Raw genomic sequence first — 26,024 nt, 5'->3', positions numbered from 1 at the left:
AGACGTGAGATCTTACATCATCATATAAGGATTCATATCAATTGAAATCATTACATGCTTTTGTTCAATTTCGCGTTTATAATGTTCCAGTATCCTCTTCAATAAAGCAGATAACTGGGTTTCCTGTTTGTATTTTATCACGCATTGATAGCGATATCTATCTTTGATCCGGGCGATCGGGGACGCACTTGGCCCGAGAATTTTCGTGTCAGCTCCGCAGTTTGATTTCAAAAAGCGAGCGATTTTTTCAGCCGTAACGGCTGCTTTCGTCACTTCCTCATGAGAAACCGTCACAAGGGCCAAATAGTAATAGGGCGGATAGGATTGCTCTCTTCTATGCGCCATCTCATGCTGATAGAACGCTTCATAATCGTGCGACTTCGTCAGCTGGATGCTGTAATGGGACGGTGTGTACGTTTGAATGATGACATTTCCGGGTTTTTCGTGCCTTCCTGCCCGTCCGCTGACTTGCGTTAACAGCTGAAAAGTTTTTTCGGCCGACCTGAAATCAGGAATATGGAGTGTTGTATCAGCACTTAATACGCCGACAAGTGTGACATTCGGAAAATCAAGCCCTTTCGCAATCATTTGCGTTCCGAGAAGAATATCCGCTTTTCCTTCTCCGAAAGCTGACAATAATTTTTCATGCGCGCCCTTTCTTGACGTCGTGTCAACATCCATCCGAATCACTCTTGCATGCGGCAGAACTTTTGTCAGCTCTTCCTCCACTCGCTGTGTGCCCGTCCCGAAAAAGCGGATATGCTCGCTTGCACATTCGGGACAAGTATGCGGAACAGGCTCCTCATGTCCGCAATAATGGCATTTCAGCCTTTGGCCGTAACGATGATATGTCATGGAAATGTCGCAGTGTGGGCATTGCGGGACATATCCGCAATCCCTGCACATCACAAAGGAAGAATAGCCCCTTTTATTTAAGAACAGCACCGCCTGCTCACCCTTGGCAATCGTTTCTTCAAGCTTTTCCATCAACTCAACTGAAAACATTGAACGATTGCCGTTTCTGAGCTCTTCTCTCATATCGACAAGCGAAACCTCAGGCATCACCTGGTGGTTAACGCGGTGCTTCAGCGAAAGAAGCTCGTACACACCCTTTTGCGCCCTTGCATAGGACTCTAATGTCGGCGTAGCACTGCCCAGCACAACAGGGCAGCTGTGGTGTTCAGCCCGCTTGATCGCCACCTCTTTCGCATGATAGCGCGGCATTTCTTCTTGTTTGTAAGAAGACTCATGCTCTTCATCAATAATAATCATTCCGAGATTTTCAAACGGAGCAAAAATGGCCGATCTGGCGCCGACGACAAGCCGCACTTCCTTCCGGTGGATTTTACGCCACTCGTCATATTTTTCCCCTGTGGATAATCCGCTGTGCATGACTGCCACCTGAGAGCCGAAACGGCCCTTGAAGCGATTGACCATCTGCGGCGTCAGGGATATTTCCGGTACGAGAACGATAGCTTCTTTTCCTTTCGCCAGTACTTTCTCAATTGATTGCAAATAAATTTCTGTTTTTCCGCTTCCTGTTACACCGTGAAGAAGGAACACTTTATGCTCATCGTTGTCCAACGTCTGGCGTATGGGCTGAAAGGCAGCGCTCTGTTCGTCTGTCAGCGGGAGCGGCTCTGTTTTTTTGAACATCTTGTCCTGATAGGGATCTCTGTAAACCTCTTCATAGCTTTCCTTCAAAAGCCCCTTTTGGATAAGGGTTTTGATGGTCGCAGAGCTAGCGTCCGTTTTTTTGCACAAATCCGTTGCAGCGATTTTTACCCCTTCCGGCTCAGCGATGAAAAAGTGAAGAATCGCCTGCTGCTTGGCCGCTTGGCGGGATAATCCCTCAGCCTGTTTGCTAAGCTCTTCTTTACTCGCATTTGCCTGAATATGCCTGACCATTTTTTTATTGGTTTTTTGCGCAACTTTATACGTCACATCAATGCTGCCTTTTTGAACATGCTTTTGAATCAGTTTCAGCATATCGTGATCGGGTATATCTGAATACAGAAGAGTCTTTGTTTCAGAAAACAGCCGTTCCACTTGCGGAGGCAGATCGGCACCGTGTGCGATTTTTAGTTCTTTTTCATATTTCGCCTTTAATGCGGCAGGCAGCATCGCTTGAAGCGCCGTTATTTTAAAAGACAGCGTTTTGTCGGACAGCCATGAAGACAGATTCATCAGCTCCTCTGTCAAAACGGGTGTAAGATCTAATAAATCCTCTACTTCCTTGACAGATTTCCCCGAGAGATCAGATGCGTCCTTCACAGCTGTTACAAACCCTTGGATTTTACGGGGGCCAAATGGAACAATGACCCGCATTCCCGTTTTTATCATGCCTTTGAGATGGTCTGGGATTTTATAATCAAAAGGCCTGTCTATATTTTTGGTGCTGACATCAACGATGACCTCGGCAACATTCATGATTGCTCTCCGGTTTGTTTTGATAGGGCTGCGACTTCCTTAAGTATTTCAAAAGAAACATCGAGCTTAGACATGATGGGAAGCTTGCGTTTGCGCCCGTCTTCCAAAAAGATTGTCACGATATTCGTATCAGCACCAAAACCGGCCCCATTAGCTTTCACATCATTCGCCACGATCATATCAAGATTTTTGGCGGCGAGCTTTTGACGGGCATAGTGTTCAACGTCTTGTGTTTCAGCGGCGAAGCCAACCAATAGCTGCCCCTGCTTTTTCTCGCCCAATTCTTTTAAAATATCAACCGTTCTGATCAGTTCAAGGGTCATACCGCCGTCTTGTTTTTTCATTTTATGGTCAAAAACGGTTTTCGGCGTAAAATCAGCTACCGCAGCAGTTTTGATGACAATATCACTCGAGTCATATACAGAGAGCACCGCATCATGCATATCAGCAGCCGATTGAATAGGGATAAACTGAGCAAGGCCTTTCGGCTGATCTAATAAAACAGGGCCAGAAATTAAAGTTACCTGTGCGCCGAGCTGAACAGCAGCCTCCGCTAATGCGTATCCCATTTTACCCGTTGATTTATTGGTGAAAAATCGGACAGGATCAATCGCTTCCCGGGTCGGTCCAGCTGTAATGACCACATGTTTGCCTTCTAAAGGAGCGATTTTTTCTTTAGCAAAGTGCTTTTCAGCTAGCGACACGATACGTTCTGGCTCTTCTAATCTGCCTTTTCCTACGTAACCGCATGCTAAATAGCCCTCGCTCGGCTCAATAAAACGATAGCCATCCTGATAAAGAATAGAAATATTTCGTTTAACTGCCGGGTTGTCATACATGTGAACGTTCATGGCCGGCGCGATCCATACGGGAACCGTTGCCGCTAACAACGTAGTCGTCAGCATATCGTCAGCGATGCCATTTGCCAGTTTTCCAATTACATTAGCCGTAGCAGGCGCCACGATAATCAAGTCAGCCCAGTCTGCGGCATCAATATGAGAAATGACGCTTGGATTTTGTTCTTTAAATGTATCTGTATATACTTCGTGGCGGCTCAATGCCTGAAATGTCAGCGGTGAGACGAATTGGCATGCTGATTCAGTCATAATCACTTTGACATTTGCTCCTGCCTGTACCAGCTTGCTCGTTAACGCACAGGCTTTATAAACAGCGATGCCCCCGCTCACGCAAAGCAACACATTTCGATTGTTAAGCAATGACTTCTCCCCCTCTGCACTTTACAAAAACCGCACGGAAAAAAATAACAACCTACATGATATAGGTTGCTACTTGTGCTACTATTCGCGGTCTTCCTTTTCAAACGAAAGCAGGCCTGCATCAATTTCTTCTAAAGCTTTGCCTACATATTTGTGTGAAATCGTATGTTCAATCATTTGGTCTTTTTTGATTTGCATTTCACGCGCGCGTCTCGCAGAAACAGTGACGAGCGTATATTTGGAATCTAATTTATTCATTAATGAGTCAATTGACGGATCTAACATCGTTATTCAACCTCCAGCATTTTCTTATATCTAGGTGCAACGCGCTCACGCTTCAAATGTTCAGCGAGAACGATTGCTTTGATCTTATCGCATGCCTTTTCAACATTATCGTTTTCAACGACATAATCATAAGCATCCATCATTTCGATCTCAGCTTTTGCGGCTTTCATTCGATTTTCAATCAGAGCGTCTGTTTCCGTACCCCGTGTCACGATTCTGTTCTTCAGTTCAGAAAGGCTAGGAGGCGCAAGGAAAATAAACAGTCCTTCCGGGAAAGCATTTCTCACTTGAAGAGCGCCCTGAACTTCGATTTCTAAAAAGACGTCTTTTCCGTCTTGAAGCGTCTGTTCAACATAATCGACAGGCGTGCCGTAATAATTGCCGACATATTCTGCCCATTCAAGCAGCTTGTTGTCTGCAATCATTTGCTCGAATTCTTCTCTCGTTTTGAAAAAATAATCGACTCCGTTCACTTCGCCCTCTCGCGGACTTCTTGTTGTTACTGAGATCGAATATTCAAATTTTGTATCTTCCTGCGAAAAGATCGCTTGCCGAACCGTTCCTTTACCAACTCCTGAGGGACCTGAGAGAACGATTAATAACCCTCTTTCTTTCATGCGGCAACTATCCCTGCCCTTCATCCATAATTTCTTCTTTAACAGAAAGTCTGTGTGCAACTGTCTCAGGCTGGACGGCAGATAAGATAATGTGGTCACTATCCATGACGACAACTGCACGGGTTCTTCGTCCGTATGTAGCGTCTATAAGCATTCCGCGGTCTCTTGCATCCTGGATCATCCGTTTGATTGGCGCAGACTCCGGGCTGACAATCGAAATCATCCGATTGGCGGAGATAATATTGCCAAATCCGATATTAATCAGTTTAATCGTCATCTTCTACGTTCCCCCTGTAAAATAGACGTCTCTAGTTTAGCCTAGTAAGACCGTCTGTAAACAATACGCACAGTCACTATTCTATATTTTGCACTTGTTCTTTTATTTTTTCAATAGAACTTTTCATTTCGACGACAAGCTTTGTGATCTGGTGATCATTTGCTTTTGAGCCGATTGTATTCGCTTCCCGATTCAGCTCCTGAACGAGAAAGTCGAGTTTGCGCCCGACAGCTCCGCCTTCAGCTAATATATCACGAAACTGGGCGAAGTGGCTCTTCAGCCTGGTAATCTCTTCAGTGATATCCGAGCGGTCTGCAAAAATAGCGCATTCTGTTACAAGCCGGCTCTCGTCTAACACGTCTTCAGTCCATTCTTTTATTCTGGCGTACAGCCGTTCCCGGTAACGGGATACGACGCCTGCTGCAAGCAATTCGGTTTCATTCACCAGCTCTTCAAGCTGGTCAATATGCATCAGGCAGTCTTTTGCTAAAAGCAGCCCCTCTTTTTCACGCATTGCACAGAGCTCTTTTACCGCTTCCTCTGCAGCAGCGATGATTAATGCCTCCAGCCTGTCGTTTTGCGTCTGTTCTTCATGAATCTGAACGACATGATCAAGCTTGAAGAAATCCATTACATCAGGCTCTGCAGCCAATTGATACCGCTTCTTCATATCTCCCGCAGCTGCGACGAACTCATCGAGCAGCGCCCAATCAATTTCAAGCCTTTTCTCAACAAGCATATCGCTGTCAACGGCTACGAAAAGCTCAATTCGTCCGCGCTGGATATGCTCCAGAATCGTCTGTTTCAGCTTATCTTCAACGTATAGCAAAGGCCTTGGCAAACGAGCGTTCACTTCTTTAAACCTGTAGTTCACAGATTTAAGTTCAACGCTTACAGAGAGATCATCTTGTGTTTTGCTTGCACTGCCGAAGCCTGTCATACTTCGTATCATTTTAAAACACCCAATTCTTCCCTGGTTCTCATAATAAAAGGGCAATAGACATGCTATTACCCCTAAGATTATATCATATGAATTTATTTTTTTCTTGTCAAAAGTGACCCAGCCAGCAAAAAAGTAGGAATGGCGGACATGCCGATGACGAGCATCCAGTCCCCCGGCGTGATAGCAACGGTATGGAAAATCGGCTGAAGCGGCGCATAGTAGATCACAACAAGCATCAGCAAAATGGATGATAATACCGCACCGATTAAGTACATATTTTGAAACGGATTTCTGGAAAAAACAGATGTCTCGCTTCGACAGTCAAAAACGTGAATCAGCTGAGCCAGTACCAAAGTGGCAAACGCGATCGTCTGGGCATAAGCCAAATTCTCCGGATTTCGGTGATATACAATGACGAACGCTAAAATGGTGGCAGCTCCGATCAAAAATCCTCTGGAGACGACCTTCCATCCAAGCTTGCGGGCAAACACCCCTTCTTTCGGGTGGCGCGGCTTCCGCTTCATCACATCTCCTTCCGGCTGATCCATGCCAAGCGCCATTGCCGGCAATCCGTCCGTCACCAAGTTGACCCATAAAATCTGAATCGGCACGAGCGGCAAAGGGAGGGCAAGCAGCATCGCAAACAGCATGACAAGGATTTCTCCGACATTAGAAGCCAACAGGTACCTGATAAACTTTCTGATATTTTCATAGATGTTTCTGCCCTCTTTTATCGCAGATTTGATCGTCGCAAAATTATCATCCACGAGAACAAGGGATGACGCTTCCTTGGCCACATCTGTCCCGGTAATGCCCATAGCCACTCCGATGTCAGCTTGTTTAATGGCAGGGGCGTCATTGACGCCGTCTCCGGTCATCGCCACAATATGCCCGTTTTCCTGGAAAGCTTTCACGATTTTCAATTTATGCTCAGGAGAAACGCGGGCAAATACATAAACATCCTCCACGACATTTGAAAGCTCTTCTTGAGAAAGTTCATTCAGCATGTTACCGTCCATGATTTTGCCGCTTTTCGGAAGGAGGCGCAAGTCTTTGGCTATCGCTTTAGCAGTCTCAACATGATCGCCTGTAATCATGACGGTCTTGATACCCGCTTCACGGCATTCTTTAATTGCCTGTCTGACTTCCGGCCGCGGCGGATCAATGATGCCCGAAAGACCGAGCAACGTCAAATCTTTTTCCGCCTGCTCCATAGACGGTGTTTCACCTGTTTTTATCGGCCTGTAAGCAACCGCTATCGTTCTGAGCGCCTGGGATGCCAAATGTCTTAACACCGACTCTGTTTCCGCTTTTCTCTCATTAGTTAAAAGCGCCGCTGAGCCGTCATAATAAATACGGGAAGAGCGCTGCATCAGCACATCCGGTGCACCTTTTGTGACGATATACCGCTTTCTGTCCTGATCCTCTACAATGACAGTCATCATTTTTCGTGCAGAGTCAAACGGAAACTCTTCAATCACCCGATAATGAGATTCAACAAACTCCTTAGAAAAACCGCCTTTTCTTGCCGCGGTGAGCAGCGCCCCCTCCGTCGGATCTCCATCAAGCACATATTCACCGTCTCTTTTCTCAATACTGGAGTTGTTACACAACGCTCCGAACAGCAACATCTGCTGAAGCGGCATATGCTCATTGACACTGACCTCTTTTTCGTTCAGTGTAAAGCTTCCTTGCGGTTCATAGCCGGCCCCTGTCACTCTCCATGTTTTCCCTCCGGACCAGACATGTGTTACTGTCATTTTGTTTTGCGTCAATGTCCCTGTTTTGTCTGAACAAATAATAGACGCACATCCAAGTGTTTCAACAGCAGGAAGCTTTCTTACGATTGATTTTTGCTTAATCATCCGCTGCACGCCAAGTGATAACGCCGCTGTCACAATTGCCGGGAGCCCCTCCGGAATAGCAGCTACCGCTAACGATACACCCGCTAAAAACATAGTGTACAAGTCATGCCCCTGAAGAACACCGACAGCAACGACAAGCACCGTCAGCAGCAACGCAACAACAATTAAAATCTTCCCGAGTTGCTCCAGCCTTCTTTGCAGCGGTGTTGACAGTGTCCCTGCCGATTCAAGCATGTCGGCAATTTTCCCCATTGCCGTATTCATTCCTGTGCCTACAACGACCCCCACACCGCTGCCGCGTGTCACAATCGTTCCCATAAAAGCCATATTCGTAATATCGCCGAGCGAAACATCCGGTTTTTTTAATTTATCGGCATGCTTTACAACCGGGATTGATTCCCCGGTCAGGGCTGATTCTTCTATTTCAAGGCTTTTCGCTTCGACAATTCGAACGTCCGCGCCAATCCTGTCACCGCTCGTAAATTTCACAATATCACCAGGCACAAGGTCTTTAGAAGGGATCTTTATCCAGCTCCCCTCCCTAAGCGCCATGACATGCGGTGTCGAAAGCTCTTTTAGAGCCTGAAGAGATTGCTCAGCACGCCTTTCTTGAAAGAAACCGAGTATGCCATTCACAAGCACAATCGCAATAATCGCAACCGCGTCTACATATTCACCAAGAAATCCTGAGATTAACGTGGCAGCCAAAAGCACAAGCACCATAAAATCTTTGAACTGCGCGAAAAACAAGAGAAGCGCTGATGTTTTTTTCCCTTCTTGCAGCTCGTTTGGCCCATGCTTATCGAGGCGTTTTTTCACCTCTTTTTCTGTTAATCCTTGTTTCATGGACGTATTGGTTGCCTCTAGTAAATCTGTTTGTTCCATTTCATGAAACTTCATTCGCCTCGTCCACTCCCCTGCTCTCTTATAGAGATATCACTCTATAAGCATGCTTATTCTGACTCGTCCCATTTCATGCTATAATTATCGAATGCAGGAAGAATGAGAGGGTGTATTGCATATGTCGTTTGATGGCATGTTTACATACGGAATGACACACGAACTTAACGAGAAAATGTTTGGCGGACGAATTACGAAAGTCCATCAGCCATATAAGCACGAAGTGGTCCTCCACATTCGCGCGAATGGAAAAAACCAAAAACTATTATTATCGGCACACCCGAGCTATTCACGGGTGCACATCACGACGCAAGCCTATGAAAACCCAAGTGAACCGCCAATGTTTTGCATGCTGCTGAGAAAGCATATCGAAGGCGGGTTTATTGAAAAAATTGAACAGGCGGGCCTAGACCGCATTATGATTTTTCATATCAAAAGCCGGAACGAAATTGGCGACGAAACCGTCCGAAAGCTTTATGTAGAAATTATGGGACGCCACAGCAATATCATTTTGACAGACGGAGCGGAAAATATGATCATCGACGGGCTTAAGCATTTATCGCCTTCAATGAACAGCTACCGTACAGTACTGCCCGGCCAAGATTATAAACTTCCGCCGGCCCAGAACAAAATCTCGCCGCTAGAGGCGTCAGAAGACGATATGTTACGTCATCTCAATTTTCAAGAAGGACGGCTTGATAAACAAATTGTCGAGCACTTTTCAGGTGTATCACCGCTCTTTGCCAAAGAAGCGGTTCACAGGGCGGGCCTTGCCAACAAAGTCACATTGCCAAAAGCATTGCTGGAGCTTTTTGCCGAAGTAAAAGAGCACCGCTTCATTCCCAACATTACAACTGTAAACGGTAAGGAATATTTTTATCTGCTGGAGTTGACTCATCTAAAAGGTGAAGCGCGCCGTTTTGATTCATTAAGCGAGCTGCTCGACCGTTTTTATTTCGGCAAAGCTGAACGAGACCGCGTCAAACAGCAGGCACAAGATCTTGAGCGATTTGTTGTCAATGAAAGGAAGAAGAATGCCAACAAAATCAAAAAGTTGGAAAAAACGCTGGAGTATTCGGAAAACGCGAAAGAATTTCAGCTATATGGCGAGCTTTTAACCGCTAATCTCTATATGCTGAAAAAAGGTGATAAACAGGCTGAGGTCATGAACTATTACGATGAAGAAAGTCCGACAATTACAATTCCTTTAAACCCGAATAAAACACCTTCTGAAAATGCACAAGCCTACTTCACGAAGTATCAGAAAGCGAAAAATTCGGTCGCGGTTGTCGAAGAACAAATCAGGCTTGCACAGGAAGAGATCGAATACTTTGATCAGCTGATTCAGCAGCTTTCGTCCGCTTCTCCTCGAGATATTAGCGAAATCAGAGAGGAGCTTGTGGAGGGCAAATATTTGCGCCCTAAGCAGCAAAAAGGGCAGAAAAAACAAAAACCTCACAACCCGGTTATAGAGACCTATGAATCCTCATCAGGCTTGACGATATTAGTAGGGAAAAACAACCGCCAAAATGAGTATGTAACGACCAGAGCGGCAGCCAGAGAGGATATTTGGCTTCACACGAAAGATATTCCAGGCTCTCACGTTGTGATCAGAAGCAGCGAACCGGATGAGCAAACAATCATTGAAGCTGCGACAATTGCTGCTTATTTTTCAAAAGCTAAAGATTCGAGTTCAGTGCCTGTAGATTATACAAAAATCAGGCATGTCAAAAAACCGAGCGGCGCGAAGCCCGGCTTCGTCACCTATGACAGCCAGCATACCGTCTTTGTCACACCTGATGCTGATACTGTCATTAAGCTGAAAAAAAGCTGAGACGCATAAAGAAAAGCCAGAGCATTGTTTGCTCTGGCTTATTTCTTTCTTCTCAGCTGATAGAGTCTGTCAACTTCAGCGACAAAATCGCCGTCAATCAGCTTATTCACCTGTTCAGCCAGCTCCTTTGTATGCTTTGGACTGGCTCCGTTTGTAGAAACAGATACCGTGACATGCCCTCTTTTTACGATTTTTGGCATGTATACATTGCCAAGCTCAGCATCACTGACACAATTGACAAGCTGAAGAGGTGAAGCGGTTTTAGCAATTTCTTTGTTTACTGCCGCATTATCCGTGGCAGCAATGATCAAAAAAGCATCGAGATAATCTTCTTTTTTAATCGTACGGCCGATCCATCTGATGAGGTGATTGGCGGCCATCTGCTTGATTTCAGGCTCAACATCCGGACTGACAAGCGTAATATCAGCTCCCTCAGAAAGCACTGTTTTCAGCCTTCTGAGCGCGATACTGCCGCCACCCGCAATGACAACCTTTTTCTTCTCCAGGCTAATGTGAAGCGGGAGCATATGAACCTCCGGCAAAATCAAATTTCCCCTCTGGATTTTCGGAAGTCTCTTTCACACGATTTAAAAATGCGTTTTTCACATGAGGGTGGAAACCGATATATGAAGAAAGGTGGACATTCGGATTATGAGACTTTAATTCCTGAACCTCTCGTTCGATTTCATTCATCAGCATACCTGTAAAGAGCAAATAAGGTACGATAAAGGTTGTCACGCCGTCAGCTTTTTTAAGTTCTGAAAAAACCTCTTTGTAATTCGGGCCGCATGCTGTCAAAAAGCACGGGATGACTTCCTTGACAGGAATCATCTTTTGAAGAAGATTGGCAATACCGGTTACGTCTCTTTTTACAGCGGGATCTGAACTTCCCCTCCCAATGAGCACGACTCTGGCATTTTCATACGGAACACCTATGTCCTTCATTCGGTGATATACGGCCTTGACCACTTCTTCATCAATCCCGATCGGCTTCCCGTATGAAACACGGATCGAAGGATATCGGGATGAAACACGCGCAATTTCTTCCGGAATATCCTGTTTTGCATGTGCAGCTGTTAAAAGAAGCAGAGGCACCACTGCGATATGAGTGGCGCCTTGTTTCACACATGCTTCAAACCCAGTCTCAATTGTCGGCTCCTGAAGCTCTAAAAAACTGATTTCCTGTACAGGTGCAGGGACGTGCGCCTTGCATCCTTCCAAAAAGGCCGCGGCTTCTTGCTGCGCCTTTTTTACCCGGCTGCCATGGCCGACATATAAAATGGCTTGTTTCATTTTTACAACGCCTCGCTTAAATCTTGTTTTTTTAGTTCAGATTCAAACCATTCCAGCTTATAGTGATAATTTACAACATTTCCAATGACAATTAAACTCGGATTATTAATATCTTCTTTTATCACCGTTTCTGAAAGGGTATCAACTGTACAAAAAACAGATTTTTGCTTGTCCGTTGTTCCCCAGTGAATAAAGGCTGCCGGCGTAGATCCGCACCTGCCGTTTTCAAGGAGTTTTCTTTCAATCTGCTGCACGTTTTTGATACCCATATAGATAACAAGTGTATCAATTCCTGTGGCCAGCGCTTTCCACTTTTCATCAAAATCTTCTTCTTTTTTATAATGACCCGTTACAAAAGCGACGTTAGAGCCCGCATCTCGATGAGTAACAGGAATCCCCGCATAAGCCGCAGCCGCAATTCCTGATGTAATGCCAGGGATGATTTCAAACGGAATTCCGTTGTCAGAGAGGCATTCCGCTTCTTCTCCCCCTCTGCCGAACACAAAAGGGTCTCCGCCTTTCAATCTGACAACGATTTTCCCTTTTTGCGCATACTTCACAAGAAATCGATTAATGGTTTCCTGCTTCATCGTATGAAAATCTGGAAGCTTCCCGCAGTAGATCAGGTCTGCTTGCTCTTTGGCATATTGTAAAATTTCTTTATTTACTAATCTGTCATATAAGATGACATCAGCTTTTTCAATGGCTTTCAGCGCTTTAATTGTCAGCAGATCAGGGTCACCGGGACCCGCTCCTACAATATATACTTTCCCCATCGTATTTCCCCCGATCTATTCGAGTTCTTCCAGAAACATTTATTGTCATGTTGTTCTCGCTTGCATTCCGGCATCTGTGAAGAACACAGCAGATCATATTAGCTCAATTTTCGTTCAACAAACTCAATCAGCTGGTTTTTACAAGCTTCACGGTCATGCTGTCCTGAATCAAGAATGAGTTCCGGTGCTTCCGGCTCTTCATAAGGAGAATCAATTCCTGTGAAGAAAGGAATTTCCCCGTTTCTTGCTTTTTTGTAGAGCCCTTTCGGATCTCTTTGTTCACAAATATCGAGATCGCATTTAATGTATACCTCATTGAATTCGCCTGCTCCTACAAGCTGGCGAACCTGTTCCCTGTCCTCACGGAAAGGAGAGATAAAAGCAGTAATCACAATGGTGCCCTGCTGGACAAACAACTTCGCCACCTCTCCGATTCGGCGGATGTTTTCTTTTCGGTCTTCGTCAGAAAAACCAAGATCCTTATTTAAGCCGTGCCGAATATTATCTCCGTCCAGAACAATGACTTGATAGCCCTGCTCAAACAGTTCTCTTGCAGCGGCATTGGCAATCGTTGATTTACCTGAACCGCTTAATCCTGTCAGCCAGAGAATGGAGCTTTTGTGCTTGTTTTTTTGCTGGTACTCTTCTTTTGTAATAGAGGCTTCATGCCATACGATATCGCGATTTGTCACTGCCAGTCCCCCTTAAAATACGCCTGCTTCTTCTTTTTTCTTCATTCCTCTGATCAATACTTCTACGACTTCTGCGCGGCTGAATTCAGCAGGCGGCAGCACACCGTCTCTCAACATGCCTCTCACCTTAGTGCCTGATAAAATGACGTGATGCTCTCTGCCGTGAGGGCAAGTTTTCGCTGTTCCCATATTTCCGCATTTTTTGCAGAAGAAGCTGTGCTCGAATTTTAGCGGTGTAATCCCGAGTTCTTCAGGTTTAAATGTGTCAAACAGCTCCTGCGCCTCATATGTTCCGTAATAATCGCCTACACCAGCGTGGTCGCGCCCGACGATGAAATGCGTGCAGCCGTAGTTCTTTCTGACAAGCGCGTGGAAAATCGCTTCTCTCGGCCCTGCATAACGCATCGCCGCTAAGAAGACACCAAGGAACACGCGATCTTTCGGATAATAATTGTCAAGAAGCACTTGGTAGCTTTCCATCCGCACGTCAGCTGGGATGTCATCAGATTTCGTTTCACCTACCAGCGGGTTTAAAAACAAACCGTCTACTGTTTCAAGAGCGGTTTTTTGAATGTATTCATGTGCTCTGTGAACAGGATTTCTTGTTTGGAAACCGACAATTGTATTCCAGCCATTTTCTGCAAACTGGCGTCTAGTTTCTGCCGGTTCGAACGTAAATTCAGGGAACTGTTTTGAAGCTTTTTTAATCAATGTGATCGGTCCGCCCACATATGTATCGCCGCGGCTGAACAGCTTTTTAACACCCGGGTGTTCCTGATCGTCTGTTTTGTACACATTGACTGCTTCTTTTTGTTTGTCAGGCACGTACAGGTCTTCAATTTGTACCACGCCGTATGTTTCTCCTTCATACGTTAACTTTACCGTTTCACCAACTGACAGATCAGCTGCTTTTTGAGCGCTGACCGGGAGCGTGATCGGGAGAGACCAGACAACACCGGAAGAAAGTCGCATGTTTTCAACAACAGATACGTAATCTTCTTCATTAAAGAAGCCTTCGATCGGGCTGTACCCACCGATTCCAATTAACTCTAAATCTGCAAAAGATATCAAATCAAGTTCAATTTCTTTTTGAATGCTGCTTATATCATATGATTCATCTACTCTGTTTACTAATGTTCCTCCGTGAGGTGCTAAGCTCATAATATCCACTTCCTCCTAGTTAACATATAAAAAAACTCAGATTAATACTCAGATTCCCCCGCCTTGTTCATGGACAGATCGCCTCTCTTTACGTATGGCCTTCGTCAGGCTGACGGCACCCACCGTCGCTAAGAGCACGCTTACCATGATAAAGATTGCATAATAATCCGCTTTTAAAAACAAGGATACGAGCATATAAGAAATCGATAAAGATAAAAACGGCGATACAATCCATACCTTCAGCATCGTTTGAACAACTTGTTTATGGAACACATTCGGACCGTTTTTTGCCATGCCTATTCCGATAATAGACGATGACGTGACTTGAGCCAAAGGCACCGGCATCCCAAATACAGAACTGATGATCACCAGTCCCGCTCCTGTACTGGATAAGAGAATGCCCTCTCCTTTTGAAAATCTCGTAATTTTCTTCCCGTTTGTTTCTAATACCCGCCGGCCTAATAACAGCGCGCCAAGTGCAACAAAAATCCCTCCGTACCAGGTTCCTTTCGCGACATCCAGCACACCGGCCGCAACTAACGGGCCAACGGCATTCGCCACGTTGTTCATGCCAGCAGAGAACGCTTCGAAAAATCCGGCACCTAACAACGCAATGCCAAGGATTTTTTGCTTTTTAGACGATTTCAATTCAATCTTAAAATAACGAAACAGCTTATACACGAAATATGTGAAACCGAAAGCGAACAGCGGGACAAAAATCCAAAACGACACAATGACCAGAAGGCTGTTCACAAACAATACCTTGTAAGCCACTCCCACGCCGACAACAGCGCCGACCGTTACTTCACTTGTCGACAAAGGAATGCCGAGCAGGTTAGCTGTAAAGAGTGACAGCGCAGCGGCTCCAATAATAATGCAAACAACCGTCAGTGTAATGGTCTGCTCAGGGATAATCCCAGAGCTGATGGTTTTTACAACCTCGCCCCCGCCAATGACCGCTCCAGCGAGCACACCGACTGCGCACAGGATCAAAGCGTATGTTTTCTTTTTGATGGCTCCAGAGCCGTAAGCAACTCCCATCGAAGCTGCAGCGCCGCTTGCACCAATATTCATCGCGAAAAACAAGCTAAATAAAATAGCGGCTAATTCCATTTTACAGCTCCTTATTCATGCAGTCCGCATTCTGTTTTCGCCATACCATTCCATCTTCCTGAGCGTAAATCCTCTGCAGTAAAAGCTGGAGCGGTACAAGGCGCGCAGCCAATACTTGGATATCCTTGGTCATGAAGCGGATTGTAGTCCAGCTCATTCCGGGATGTGTATCTCCAAATGTCTTTCCAAGTCCAGTGGATAAGCGGACATACTTTTACTGATTTGAATTTTTCATCTTTATTTAAGAAATTCGTATTGGCACGACTCGGCCCTTGATCACGGCGCAGGCCGGAAAGCCAGGCCGGATGTCCCGAAAGCGCCTCTCTTAAAGGAACGATCTTTCTGAGATAGCAGCATTGATTCGGTTCTCTCTCCCACAGTTTATCGCCATATTCACCAGCTTGCTCCTCAAGCGTGAGATCTGGTTTTTTCAGGATGATATGAAGACCCGGATAACGCTCTTTCACTCGTTCAATCGTTTCATAGGTTTCTTTAAAATGAAGTCCTGTATCAAGAAACACAATCTCTGCGTCTTTTTTCACTTTATAAATTAAGTCAATCAGAACGATTCCCTCAATTCCGAAACTGCAGGCATAAACAAGCTGATTGCCGTAATGGCCGTATGCCCACTTTAAAACTGACAGCGCTCCTTTATAAGGATCGTCTTCCGGAAATGTAATCGTTGGCTCTTCCCAATTATCGTACGTTAACATTTCTTCTTTCCTCCTTTCGGAGACAAACAGTCGCTTTCTGCTGATTGCCTTTTTCCAATTGTAATGTCATGCGCGGCTGCGGTGATTGCCGCCATCCCTTCTTCCTCTTAAAATAAAAAACTTTCGATCCGGCGGAAAGAAAGACAAGAACAGCATGCAGCCCTTATCTTTCAAAATGGATTTCATTTTGCTGGAAGTAGCACCTTACAAACTGTGCAGGTTGCCGGGCTTCATAGGTCCAGTCCCTCAGCCGCTCTTGATAAGTTTTTAGATTTGTAGTAAATTTTAGCACAATTCTAACATAAGTCAACCCGACTTTTTTTATAGGATTAATAAAAAAACAGACCTCGGGGCCTGTTTTCAACTGCATCAAGGCTTTGAGGCCTCTGTGCATCAGCGAAATTTATTTATTATTTTTTAAACCAATCTTTTGACTCGGGATTTCGTTTCCACGTTTTCAGCTTTTCTAAATCCCCTGAATGAATATTTCCGTTTTCAAGCGCGACCTGTGTGAGCGCATCATAATCAGTTAAAGAGTAGTATGGCAGTTCTGCCTTCTCAAACGCTTCCTGCGCTTGAGAAAGCCCGTACGTAAAGATTGAGACGACACCAAGCACTTCACAGCCAGCCGCTTGTAAAGCTGCCGCAGCTTCAAGCACGCTGCCTCCTGTAGAGATTAAGTCTTCAATGACGACCGTTTTTTGCCCCTTTTGCACGGCTCCCTCAATCTGATTGCCTTTTCCGTGCGCTTTCGGCTTGCTTCTCACATAACACATCGGAAGGTTCAAACGGTCAGCCGCCAGAGCAGCATGAGGAATACCGGCTGTCGCTGTACCCGCAATCATTTCAGCTTCAGGAAAATGCTCTTCGACAAGCTTGCGGATGCCTGAGGCCACATCATTTCTGACTTCCGGGAAAGATAGCGTAAGGCGGTTGTCACAGTAGATTGGCGATAAAATGCCGCTTGCCCATGTAAATGGCTCGTTCGGGCGTAAAAATACAGCTTGGATGTCTAATAAATGTTTTGCGATGATTTGCTTCATGATTTGATTCCCTCCCATTCGAGTTTGACAGCTTCATAGGCTTTTACTGGGTTTTTCGCTTTTGTAATCGAGCGTCCTACTACAATTGCGGATGACCCTTTCTCTCTTGCAATTGCAGGTGTCGCTACGCGGATTTGGTCATTCGCAGCGTCTTCTGACAGCCTGATCCCTGGAGTGACAGTCAGAAATGAAGACGGCACCGCTTGGTAAATGGCTTTTGCTTCATGAACAGAGCAGACCACTCCATCCAATCCGCTTTCTTCTGTTAGTTTGCTGTAGTGGACGACCGTGTCAATCAAAGGCTTTTCGATCAGCAGTTCATCTTTCATGATTTGTTCAGATGTGCTTGTCAGCTGGGTTACCGCGATAAGGGACGGGCGTTTTTTCCCGGATGGCGTCCCTTCTTCTAAGCCTTCCAGAGCTGCTTGCATCATTTTTTTGCCTCCGGCCGCATGAACATTGACGAGGTCTACCCCAAGAGCGGCTAAGCGCTTCATCGCTTTGTGCACAGTGGTCGGGATGTCATGAAGCTTTAAATCTAAAAACAGCTCGCACTCTCTTTCTTTTAGTTGTTTAACAATCGACGGCCCTTCTTGATAAAAAAGCTCCATTCCAACCTTTACAAATAACGGTTTTTGCTGAAAAGGCGCTAAGAACGCAAGTGTTTCTTCAGCTGATGCAAAATCAAGCGCGATGATGGGCAGGTCGTTTTTCATGGTTCCAGCTCCTTCCGATACATTCTTCAATTGATTCATAGCCGTATTGGCGCAATACAGATGGCAGCTGTTCAATCATGTCCGGGCATGCAAAAGGATTCACAAAGTTTGCCGTTCCGACAGCGACCGCGCTTGCTCCTGCGAGAAGAAACTCCAGTGCATCTTCTGCCGTCTGCACGCCTCCCATTCCGATAATCGGGATGTTGACAGCCTGGCTGACTTCATACACCATGCGAATGGCAACCGGCTTCACAGCAGGTCCGGAGAGCCCGCCTGTTTGATTCGCTAATATCGGCTTGCCTGATGTTAAATCAAGCCTCATGCCGATTAGTGTGTTAATCATCGTAAGACCGTCTGCTCCCGCCTCTTCGATCGCTGATGCAATTTCTGTGATATTTGCCACATTCGGAGAAAGCTTCACATAAACGGGCACATCTGAAACCTCTTTAACCGCTTTTGTCAAATCGGCAGCCATTTCCGGGTTCGTGCCAAAAGCGATTCCGCCTGTTTTCACATTCGGGCAGGAAATGTTCAACTCAAGTGCATGAACGTTGGGCGCTTTACCGATATTCGCCGCGACCTGTACATAATCCTCGACTTTGGAACCTGCGACATTGGCGATGATCGGCGTATCAAACTGCTCAAGCCATGGCAGCTCATTTTGCAAAACGCTTTCCAGCCCCGGGTTTTGCAGACCGATCGCATTGAGCATTCCAGCGCCAGTCTCGGCTACCCTTGGGGTCGGATTCCCGAAGCGAGGCTCCTTTGTCGTCGCTTTGATCATAATGGCTCCGAGACAAGATAAATCATAAAAACGCGCAAACTCTTTTCCAAAACCGAAGCAGCCTGATGCAGGAATGATCGGATTTTTCAAATCAAGTCCCGGCAATTTCACCTCTAGCATTACAGCGCCACCTCCTGAGCTTTAAATACAGGTCCGTCGAGACATACTTTTACGTAGGATGTCTCACTTTCGTTTGTGTGGCACACACACGCAAAGCATGCCCCAATACCGCAACCCATTCGTTCCTCCATGGACAGGTAAACTTCTTTATGGGCATAATCCTGCTTTAACGCCTTCAGCATCGGTGTCGGCCCGCAACTAAGAAGAATATCAAACTCTAAGTTTTTCTGTTTTATCACATCTGTGACAAATCCGGTCTCCCCATAGCTTCCGTCAGCTGTTGCGACATATGTGTCCCCGTATTGCCGGCACTCTTCTTCGTAAAAAATATCCTTTGCCGATTGGAATCCTAACACGTGTATGACCTTTATCCCTTTTTCGTGCAAGCGTTTCGACAGCTCTTGGAGAGGCGGCACACCTACACCGCCTCCCACCAGCAAAGCCGTCTTTCCGGGTTGGACTTCATTGACAGGAAAGCCATTTCCCAATGGCCCGAGGACATCCACAAGTTCCCCTCGTTGCTTCAGAGATAAGAGTCTTGTCCCTTCCCCATCTACTCGATAAATGATGGTGACTTCATTTTTTTCAAAGTTGACGTCGGCGATGCTGATTGGCCTTCGCAAAAGAGGCGTAACCGCTTCGCTCACTTTAAGATGGAGGAACTGCCCCGGGGTTGTAAACCCTTGGACAAGTTCCCCTTTCAGAACCATTTGATACACCCGGTCTGCAATTTGCTGGTTAGAACATACTGTCAAATACGCTTTTTTCATATTGTGACTGCCGCCTCCTGATTTGTGTTGACTGCCGGCATTTGATCAGCACGGAATGTCATGCTTTCAAGCACTCGCAATATCGCTTCTGCCGTATCTAATGACGTCAAGCAGGCAACACCGTTTTCTACTGATTCACGTCTGATTCTAAATCCGTCTCTTGCCGGCTGCTTTCCTTTTGTCAGCGTATTGATGACAAACTGCGCTTCTCCGTTTCTGATCACATCAAGCAAGTTCGGGCCGTCCTGGCCGATTTTTCCGACGACCTTCGCTGGAATGGAGGCTTCTTTCAGATAACCTGCCGTTCCTTCCGTCGCTAAAATGTTGTAGCCGATCGCATGAAACCTCTTAGCGACAGCAAGCCCTTCTTCTTTGTCCTTATCAGCCACTGTTAAAAGCACGGAACCGTAGTTAGGGATTTGAATGCCTGAAGCAATCAACGCTTTATAGAGCGCTTTTTCAAGGGTGGAATCTTTCCCCATGACCTCACCAGTTGATTTCATTTCAGGGCCTAGCGTAATGTCCACTCTTCTCAGCTTAGCGAAGGAGAAGACCGGTGCTTTTACAAACACCCCTTGCTGTTCAGGCTGAAGGCCCTCGGCGTAGCCGAACGCAGCCAGTTTTTGGCCGAGAATGACTTTTGTGGCGAGGTTCGCCATTGGGATACCCGTAATTTTACTTAAGAACGGTACGGTTCTGCTTGATCTTGGATTGACTTCAAGCACGTACACTTCGCCTTGTGATAACACGAATTGGATATTGAGCAACCCGACAATGTTCAGCCCTTTGGCTAATGCGATCGTGTATTGTTCAATTTTTTTCTGAATGTCTTCTGTGAGAGACTGAGGCGGATAAACCGCGATTGAGTCTCCGGAGTGAACGCCCGCCCGTTCAATGTGCTCCATAATTCCCGGAATGACAACTGTTTCACCGTCAGATACTGCATCCACTTCAATTTCTTTCCCGGTTAAATATCTGTCAATTAATACAGGGTGCTGCGGATTGATTTTGACTGCGTTTTTCATGTAATGAAGCAGCTCTTCCTCATGATACACAATCTCCATCGCCCGGCCGCCAAGTACATAGGAAGGGCGCACCAATACCGGATAGCCGATGTTACTCGCGATGCTGACCGCCTGCTCAACTGATGTCGCTGTTTTGCCAAGCGGCTGCGGAACACCAAGAGCTCCAAGCGCTTGTTCAAATTTATCCCGGTCTTCCGCACGGTCTAAATCTTCTAATGAAGTCCCAAGGATGTTGACTCCGCGTGCAGAAAGCTCGTCTGCCAGGTTAATGGCAGTTTGTCCGCCAAACTGTACGACAACCCCCATTGGCTGTTCGAGATCAATGATGTGCATGACATCTTCAATCGTAAGCGGTTCAAAATACAGCTTGTCTGAGATGCTGAAGTCTGTTGAAACGGTTTCCGGGTTGTTATTGACAATAATGGCTTCATAGCCTGCCTGTTTAATCGCCCACACAGAGTGAACAGTTGCATAGTCAAACTCAACACCCTGACCGATTCGAATCGGACCGGAACCAAGCACGATCACACTTTTCTTTTCTGTAACGACAGATTCATTTTCCTCTTCGTATGTGCTGTAAAAGTATGGCGTTTCTGATTCAAATTCCGCAGCACACGTATCTACCATTTTGAATACCGGCGCAATTTCCGCTTGCTTTCTTAAGCTATAAAGCTCCGATTCTTTCATTTTCCACTCACGGCTGATGTACTGATCAGAGAATCCGAGTTCTTTTGCCTGTCTCAACACATCCGTATCGCCCGCTTTTGCCTTCAGTTCTTTTTCAAACTGTACGATTCCGAACAGCTTATGCAGGAAGAAAACATCGATTGCGGAAAATTCATGGAGATCTTCTACCGTGTAGCCTCTTCTGTACGCTTCAGCTAAGTAGAATAAGCGTTCATCACCGGCCTTTTTAATTCGTTTTTCAAGAAGCTCATCTGAAATGTCAGCAGCGTCTTTCAATTCAAGATGATACACATCCGCTTCCAGTGAACGCACAGCCTTCAGCAGTGACTCTTCGAGCGTGCGGCCGATCGCCATGACCTCTCCTGTCGCTTTCATTTGCGTGCCGAGCTTTCTGTTTGCTGATTCAAACTTATCAAACGGCCAGCGCGGAATTTTGGAGACGACATAGTCAAGAGCCGGTTCAAATGCTGCATATGTTTTTCCTGTTACCGGATTCATCATTTCATCTAACGAAAGGCCGACGGCAATTTTAGCAGCAAGCTTCGCAATCGGATATCCCGTCGCTTTTGACGCAAGAGCGGATGAACGGCTGACACGCGGGTTTACCTCAATAATATAGTATTGGAAGCTGTCTGGATCTAAAGCGAGCTGTACGTTACACCCGCCTTCAATTCCAAGCGCGCGAATGAGTTTTAATGATACATTCCGCAAGAGCTGATATTCGCGATCGCTGAGCGTTTGGCTCGGCGCGACAACAATGCTGTCGCCAGTATGGATTCCGACCGGATCAATATTTTCCATATTACAAACGACAATGGCGTGGTCTTGGCTGTCTCTCATGACTTCATATTCGATTTCTTTATAGCCGGCGATGCTTTTTTCAAGCAGACATTGGTGAACCGGGCTTAATTTTAAGCCGTTCTCCACAATTTCTTTCAGCTCAGTTTCATTCGAGCAGATGCCGCCGCCTGTTCCGCCTAATGTATATGCCGGGCGGACAATGACAGGGAATCCAATTTTGCTGACGAAGGCTTCTGCTTCTTCCAGGGAGTGGATGATCTCACTTTCAGGCACCGGTTCATTCAGCTCATTCATCAGTGTTCTAAACAAGTCACGGTCTTCAGCCTGCTGAATCGCAGACAGCTTCGTTCCAAGCACTTCGATGCCGCACTCTTCCAGCACGCCTCTTTCAGAAAGCTCAACCGCAAGATTCAAGCCGGTTTGGCCTCCAAGAGTAGGAAGAATCGCATCCGGTCGCTCTTTTCTGATGATTCGCGTCAGGAATTCAGGAGTGAGCGGTTCGATGTAAACCTTGTCAGCCATTTCTGTATCTGTCATGATCGTGGCAGGGTTTGAGTTGACAAGGATGACTTCATAGCCTTCTTCTTTCAACGCAAGGCAGGCTTGCGTTCCCGCATAGTCAAATTCTGCTGCTTGGCCGATGATGATCGGTCCAGACCCGATTACTAAAATTTTGTTAATGTCTACGCGTTTTGGCATACCGCTTCCCCTTCTTTCTCTGTTGTTTCGATCATTTCGATGAATCTGTCAAATAGATGGTTGGCATCCTCAGGGCCTGGCGAAGCTTCGGGATGATATTGAACCGTAAATGCCGGCAATGTTTTATGCTTGAGCCCCTCAATCGTATCGTCGTTAATTGCGATATGTGTCACTTCCAGCTCTGTTTCGCTGATGGATGACACTGTATAGCCATGGTTTTGGGATGTTAAAGCTACTTTTCCGGTGGCCAGCTCTTTTACCGGATGGTTTGAGCCCCTGTGACCGAATTTCATTTTTTCAGTATTCGCTCCGCACGCCAGCGCAAATAACTGGTGGCCGAGGCATATTCCGAATAATGGCACTTTTCCGAGAATACCTTTGATCATTTCAATCGCTTCAGGCACATCTTTCGGATCTCCAGGTCCATTAGAAAGCATGATGCCGTCCGGTTTCAGCTGAAGCACTTCTTCCGCTGTAATGTTGTAAGGCACAACAATAACGTCGCATTTCCGTTTGTTCAGCTCTCTAAGAATGCCGTGCTTCATGCCGAAGTCAACCAAGACGATACGCTTGCCTCTTCCCGGGCTCGGATATGCTGTTTTGGCTGATACTTGGGATACTTGATGTCTCGGGAGTTCAGTTTCAGTGAGCCTTTTCAGCACTGCTTCGATATCTTCATCTGGTGCAGCGAATGTTCCTTTCAGCGCGCCTGATGTGCGGATCATTCTTGTCAGTTTTCTTGTATCAATCCCCTGCAGTCCTGGAATGTTTTTCATTTTTAAATATTCGTCTAAAGTGTATGCGGAACGCCAGTTTGAAGGCAGTTCACACAATTCTTTGACGACCAGCCCTTTTACAAAAGGGGTAATGGATTCAAAATCATCACGGTTAATGCCGTAATTCCCAATAAGCGGATACGTTAATGTTACGATCTGCCCGCAGTAAGAAGGATCAGATAAAATTTCCTGATAACCTGTCATCCCCGTGTTAAAAACGACTTCTCCCATGCTGTGTTCTAAGCTTCCGAAGGCTTTTCCCTCGAATACCGCTCCGTTTTCCAGTACTAATCGTCTCTTCATTTGACAAGTCTCCCCTCTTCATAAGCAAGCTTCCCTGCCGCAATTGTGGCGACCGGCCAGCCGGTGCAGCTGATGCCGTTGAATGGTGTGTTTTTTCCTTTTGATAAAAATGTCTCTTTGTCGATCGCCGCTTCTTTTTCCAAATCAATTAACGTCATATCGGCAACTTGCCCCGTTTGTAATGTTCCGTATGGGAGACCGAACGCTTCGCATGGTTTGATTGTCATGTAGTCAATCAGCTGTTTCAGCGACCAGCTGCCATTTTTGACAAAGTGTGTGTAAAGAAGCGGGAATGCTGTTTCTAAACCGACAATTCCGAATGGCGCCAGCTTCATTTCTGTGTTTTTCTCTTCTTCTGTATGCGGCGCATGATCTGTTGCGATAAAATCAATTGTTCCATCTAAAAGACCCTCGATTAAAGCAGCTCTGTCTTCTGCGCTGCGAAGCGGAGGATTCATTTTATAATTTGTGTCAAGTCCTGGAATGTCCTCATCACAAAGGAGCAAATGATGCGGTGACACTTCTGCTGTCACTTTGATTCCCGCTTTTTTCGCATCACGCACGACCCTGACAGACTCTTTTGTGCTGATATGGCATACATGGTAATGGCAGCCTGCCGCCTCAGCCAGCAACACATCGCGGGCAATATGAACCGATTCACACACAGAAGGAATGCCGTTGAGCCCGTTTGCTTTTGAGAATGTTCCCTCATGCACACTTCCTCCGTAAATTAAGGAGTTGTCTTCGCAATGTGCAACAATCGCTTTGTCGATCGCAGCTGCCCGTTTCATCGCTTCATACATCATTCCTGCTGTCTGTATACCGACGCCGTCATCTGTAAAAGCAAATGCTCCGGCTTCTGTTAAAGCTTCAAAGTTTGTCATCTCATCACCGATTTGTCTGATCGTAATGGACGCATATGGAAGAACTCTGACACATGAGGTTTCTTTAATTCTGTTTTGCACCCATTCCATTTGCTCTTTCGTATCAGGAACCGGCCGCGTATTCGGCATTGCCGCCACAGTTGTATATCCGCCGCGCGCCGCTGCTTTTGCTCCGGTTTCAATGGTTTCTTTCTTCTCACCGCCCGGCTCTCTGAAGTGGACGTGGAGATCGACAAACCCAGGTGAAACGAGCAATCCGTTTGCATCAATGACCGTTTCTCCCTCCGCTGCATCAAGCTTGCCGACTTCGGAGATGATTTCTCCTGTCACTCGAATATCCGCTTCTGTTTTTTCACCATTTTCGTTAAGTATCCAGCCGTTTTTAATGAGATATGACATACGCTGCTTCTCCTCTTTTCACTTTGGTTTGTAAGGCACGCTGTATCACTGCCATTCTGATAAATACGCCGTTTTGCATTTGCTTGAAGATTCTTGATTTTTCGCTTTCTACTAAGCTGTCATCAATCTCCACTCCTCTGTTTACCGGAGCAGGATGCATAATGATCGCATGCTGCTTCATACGCTCAGCCCGTTCTACGGTCAAGCCGTATTTGTTTAAATAACCGTCTTGGCTACGAGCGGACTGATGTCTTTCATTTTGAATGCGCAGCAGCATCACGACATCGGAAGACTCAACTGCTTCATCCATTGAGACATATGTGCCGAATGTGTTTTCTTCATCTTGCCATTCCGAAGGACCGGAAAACAGTACGCGGGCACCCAGTCTTGCCAAAACCTCCGCATTCGACCTTGCCACTCTGCTGTGCTTGATATCGCCGTGAATGGAGACGGTAAGACCTTTGAATGTATTGAACTCTTCATAAATCGTCATGACATCAAGCAGTGATTGTGTCGGATGCTGGCCGCATCCGTCCCCGGCATTCAGAATCGGAATATTCACCTGGCTGGCAAGCTCTTTATAGTACTCATCTTCACTGTGCCTGATGACGCATACGTCCACACCGATTGATTCAAGCGTCCGGATGGTGTCATATAGGGTTTCGCCTTTTTGCACGCTTGTGCTTGTTCCATCAAGGTTCAGGACATTCATGCCCAGCTTTTTTTCCGCGACTTCGAAGCTAAACCGTGTTCTTGTGCTCGGTTCAAAAAACAGGTTCGCTGCAAATTTCCCCGCAAGCCAATTGTCTGTTTTTCCGCTTTTGAGATCGTGTGCTGTTTGAAGCAAATCTTTGATTTCCTCAGTGCTGAGTTCACTCATCGTCGTTAAATGCTTCATGTT

General features: G+C 46.1%; 23 protein-coding genes and 1 riboswitch. Of the genes, 1 reads left to right on the top strand and 22 read right to left on the bottom strand.

The window, feature by feature from the left end; translation table 11 throughout:
* Positions 1 to 12 precede the first annotated feature (12 nt).
* The 7 genes from priA to M1D98_RS08285 form a co-directional block, all read right to left on the bottom strand.
* Positions 13 to 2,430 carry a primosomal protein N' gene (gene priA / locus M1D98_RS08315; protein ID WP_435576688.1) on the bottom strand — a complete coding sequence of 806 codons (2,418 nt, stop codon included), beginning with the start codon at positions 2,428 to 2,430 and terminating at the stop codon, positions 13 to 15.
* Entirely contained in the window at positions 2,427 to 3,647 is a 1,221-nt protein-coding gene (gene coaBC, locus M1D98_RS08310) for a bifunctional phosphopantothenoylcysteine decarboxylase/phosphopantothenate--cysteine ligase CoaBC (RefSeq protein WP_456280176.1), read from the bottom strand. The genes priA and coaBC overlap by 4 nt, the downstream gene beginning before the upstream one ends.
* Positions 3,648 to 3,728: 81 nt before the next feature.
* Positions 3,729 to 3,932 carry a DNA-directed RNA polymerase subunit omega gene (gene rpoZ, locus M1D98_RS08305; protein ID WP_003221520.1) on the bottom strand — a complete coding sequence of 68 codons (204 nt, stop codon included), beginning with the start codon at positions 3,930 to 3,932 and terminating at the stop codon, positions 3,729 to 3,731.
* A 2-nt stretch (positions 3,933 to 3,934) separates the two neighbouring features.
* Positions 3,935 to 4,549, bottom strand: coding sequence for a guanylate kinase (gene gmk, locus M1D98_RS08300; RefSeq protein ID WP_010327898.1), 615 nt, complete (start codon positions 4,547 to 4,549; stop codon positions 3,935 to 3,937).
* A 7-nt stretch (positions 4,550 to 4,556) separates the two neighbouring features.
* Entirely contained in the window at positions 4,557 to 4,826 is a 270-nt protein-coding gene (gene remA / locus M1D98_RS08295) for an extracellular matrix/biofilm regulator RemA (protein ID WP_003154355.1), read from the bottom strand.
* 76 nt (positions 4,827 to 4,902) lie between these two features.
* Positions 4,903 to 5,778 carry a YicC/YloC family endoribonuclease gene (locus M1D98_RS08290; protein WP_435576690.1) on the bottom strand — a complete coding sequence of 292 codons (876 nt, stop codon included), beginning with the start codon at positions 5,776 to 5,778 and terminating at the stop codon, positions 4,903 to 4,905.
* An 83-nt stretch (positions 5,779 to 5,861) separates the two neighbouring features.
* Positions 5,862 to 8,534 (bottom strand): calcium-translocating P-type ATPase, SERCA-type, encoded by a 2,673-nt coding sequence (locus tag M1D98_RS08285; protein WP_435576691.1) that lies wholly within the window; start codon positions 8,532 to 8,534, stop codon positions 5,862 to 5,864.
* Positions 8,535 to 8,655: 121 nt separating this feature from the next.
* Here M1D98_RS08285 and rqcH point away from each other — a divergent pair, with 121 nt between their 5' ends.
* On the top strand, positions 8,656 to 10,368 hold the full coding sequence (rqcH, locus tag M1D98_RS08280; protein WP_205600468.1) for a tRNA modification protein RqcH: 1,713 nt from the start codon (positions 8,656 to 8,658) through the stop codon (positions 10,366 to 10,368).
* Between the two features lie 38 nt (positions 10,369 to 10,406).
* Here the strand turns inward: rqcH and sirC are convergent, their stop codons facing one another.
* The 15 genes from sirC to M1D98_RS08205 form a co-directional block, all read right to left on the bottom strand.
* Positions 10,407 to 10,895 carry a precorrin-2 dehydrogenase gene (gene sirC, locus M1D98_RS08275; RefSeq protein ID WP_268538202.1) on the bottom strand — a complete coding sequence of 163 codons (489 nt, stop codon included), beginning with the start codon at positions 10,893 to 10,895 and terminating at the stop codon, positions 10,407 to 10,409.
* Positions 10,876 to 11,661, bottom strand: coding sequence for a sirohydrochlorin chelatase (gene sirB, locus M1D98_RS08270; RefSeq protein WP_435576692.1), 786 nt, complete (start codon positions 11,659 to 11,661; stop codon positions 10,876 to 10,878). The genes sirC and sirB overlap by 20 nt, the downstream gene beginning before the upstream one ends.
* Before the next feature lie 2 nt (positions 11,662 to 11,663).
* The gene (gene cobA / locus M1D98_RS08265) at positions 11,664 to 12,437 is read right to left on the bottom strand and encodes a uroporphyrinogen-III C-methyltransferase (RefSeq protein WP_268538171.1); all 774 of its coding nucleotides are present in this window, start codon (positions 12,435 to 12,437) and stop codon (positions 11,664 to 11,666) included.
* 98 nt (positions 12,438 to 12,535) lie between these two features.
* Positions 12,536 to 13,129, bottom strand: coding sequence for an adenylyl-sulfate kinase (cysC, locus tag M1D98_RS08260; RefSeq protein WP_010327905.1), 594 nt, complete (start codon positions 13,127 to 13,129; stop codon positions 12,536 to 12,538).
* 12 nt (positions 13,130 to 13,141) lie between these two features.
* Positions 13,142 to 14,290: a sulfate adenylyltransferase gene (gene sat, locus M1D98_RS08255; protein ID WP_121642541.1), complete on the bottom strand. Its 1,149-nt coding sequence runs from the start codon at positions 14,288 to 14,290 to the stop codon at positions 13,142 to 13,144.
* 48 nt (positions 14,291 to 14,338) lie between these two features.
* Complete coding sequence (gene cysP, locus M1D98_RS08250) at positions 14,339 to 15,403, bottom strand: sulfate permease (RefSeq protein WP_435576693.1); 1,065 nt, start codon at positions 15,401 to 15,403, stop codon at positions 14,339 to 14,341.
* An 11-nt stretch (positions 15,404 to 15,414) separates the two neighbouring features.
* Positions 15,415 to 16,116: a phosphoadenylyl-sulfate reductase gene (locus M1D98_RS08245; protein WP_039073912.1), complete on the bottom strand. Its 702-nt coding sequence runs from the start codon at positions 16,114 to 16,116 to the stop codon at positions 15,415 to 15,417.
* Positions 16,117 to 16,276: 160 nt separating this feature from the next.
* Positions 16,277 to 16,382: riboswitch (SAM riboswitch) on the bottom strand.
* A gap of 144 nt (positions 16,383 to 16,526) precedes the next feature.
* A complete protein-coding gene (gene pyrE, locus M1D98_RS08240; RefSeq protein ID WP_326980785.1) occupies positions 16,527 to 17,159 on the bottom strand; it encodes an orotate phosphoribosyltransferase in 633 nt (210 codons plus the stop codon).
* Positions 17,156 to 17,875: an orotidine-5'-phosphate decarboxylase gene (pyrF, locus tag M1D98_RS08235; RefSeq protein ID WP_268559286.1), complete on the bottom strand. Its 720-nt coding sequence runs from the start codon at positions 17,873 to 17,875 to the stop codon at positions 17,156 to 17,158. The genes pyrE and pyrF overlap by 4 nt, the downstream gene beginning before the upstream one ends.
* A complete protein-coding gene (locus M1D98_RS08230) occupies positions 17,844 to 18,779 on the bottom strand; it encodes a dihydroorotate dehydrogenase (RefSeq protein ID WP_010327912.1) in 936 nt (311 codons plus the stop codon). Before M1D98_RS08230 ends, pyrF begins: the two co-directional genes overlap by 32 nt.
* On the bottom strand, positions 18,779 to 19,549 hold the full coding sequence (gene pyrK / locus M1D98_RS08225) for a dihydroorotate oxidase B electron transfer subunit (protein WP_010327913.1): 771 nt from the start codon (positions 19,547 to 19,549) through the stop codon (positions 18,779 to 18,781). The genes M1D98_RS08230 and pyrK overlap by 1 nt, the downstream gene beginning before the upstream one ends.
* Entirely contained in the window at positions 19,546 to 22,761 is a 3,216-nt protein-coding gene (gene carB, locus M1D98_RS08220; RefSeq protein ID WP_456280175.1) for a carbamoyl-phosphate synthase (glutamine-hydrolyzing) large subunit, read from the bottom strand. Before carB ends, pyrK begins: the two co-directional genes overlap by 4 nt.
* Positions 22,746 to 23,840: a carbamoyl phosphate synthase small subunit gene (locus tag M1D98_RS08215; protein WP_121642536.1), complete on the bottom strand. Its 1,095-nt coding sequence runs from the start codon at positions 23,838 to 23,840 to the stop codon at positions 22,746 to 22,748. Before M1D98_RS08215 ends, carB begins: the two co-directional genes overlap by 16 nt.
* Positions 23,837 to 25,123 carry a dihydroorotase gene (locus M1D98_RS08210; protein WP_010327916.1) on the bottom strand — a complete coding sequence of 429 codons (1,287 nt, stop codon included), beginning with the start codon at positions 25,121 to 25,123 and terminating at the stop codon, positions 23,837 to 23,839. The genes M1D98_RS08215 and M1D98_RS08210 overlap by 4 nt, the downstream gene beginning before the upstream one ends.
* Complete coding sequence (locus M1D98_RS08205) at positions 25,107 to 26,021, bottom strand: aspartate carbamoyltransferase catalytic subunit (RefSeq protein WP_010327917.1); 915 nt, start codon at positions 26,019 to 26,021, stop codon at positions 25,107 to 25,109. The genes M1D98_RS08210 and M1D98_RS08205 overlap by 17 nt, the downstream gene beginning before the upstream one ends.
* Between the last annotated feature and the right edge of the window lie 3 nt (positions 26,022 to 26,024).

The sequence above is a fragment of the Bacillus sp. K7 genome (assembly GCF_053903245.1).
The sequence above is the reverse complement of the archived record's forward strand: the minus strand, read 5'-3'. Positions and strand labels throughout refer to the sequence as shown.